This is a genomic window from Bowmanella dokdonensis, assembly GCF_017254865.1.
GTDB classification, from domain to species: domain Bacteria; phylum Pseudomonadota; class Gammaproteobacteria; order Enterobacterales; family Alteromonadaceae; genus Bowmanella; species Bowmanella dokdonensis.
The window spans coordinates 1-833 of sequence record NZ_JAFKCV010000046.1 but is presented as its reverse complement, the minus strand read 5'-3'; the positions used below and the strand labels follow the sequence as shown (position 1 = coordinate 833).

Annotated in this window: 1 protein-coding gene; it reads right to left on the bottom strand. The window is 58.2% G+C overall.

All coding sequences use genetic code 11. The features are described 5' to 3' along the window. Positions 1-39: 39 nt before the first annotated feature. On the bottom strand, positions 40-833 hold a 794-nt coding region (locus J0A66_RS21455; protein ID WP_206575903.1), incomplete at its 5' end, for a phage tail tape measure protein.

Here is an 833-nt window from a genome sequence, read left to right as displayed (position 1 = left end):
CCACATCCATACCGGGTTTCACTTTCCAGCGGAAGGTCTTCATCGTCCACCTCCGGAGAACAGGCCACCATCACGCATCTGTGTCTGAATTTCATCACGGGCACCCTTGCGGGCCATGTCATACACCGCCTTCAGAGCAGCCGGACCTATCTGCCCGTTCGTGCCGTCGTTGTTAATCACCACATGGTTATTCTGCTCAAACGTCCCGGACGCCTGCGACCGGCTGTCTGCCATGCTGCCCGGTGTACCGACATAACCGCCGGTGGCATAGCCGCGCATCAGCCGGTAAAGATTCCCCACGCCAATCCGGCTGGTTGCCTCCTTCGTGAAGACAAACTCACCACGGTGAACAATCCCCGCTGGCTCATATTTGCCGCCGGTTCCCGTAAATCCTCCGGTTGCAAAATGGAATTTCGCCGCAGCGGCCTGAATGGCTGTACCGCCTGACGCGGATGCGCCGCCACCAACAGCCCCGCCAATGGCGCTGCCGATACTCCCGACAATCCCCACCATTGCCTGCTTAAGCAGAATTTCTGTCATCATGGACAGCACGGAACGGGTGAAGCTGCGCCAGTTCTGCTCACTGCCGGTCAGCATCGCCGCCATATTCTGTGCAATACCATCAAAGGTCTGCGTGGCTGCACTTTTTACCTGCGACATACTGTCCGTGGCGCTCTCTTCCCACTCACTCCAGCCGGACTTCAGGCCTGCCATCCAGTTCCCGCGAAGCTGGTCTTCAGCCGCCCAGGTCTTTTTCTGCTCTGACATGACGTTATTCAGCGCCAGCGGATTATCGCCATACTGTTCCTTCAGGCGCTGTTCCGTGGCTTCCC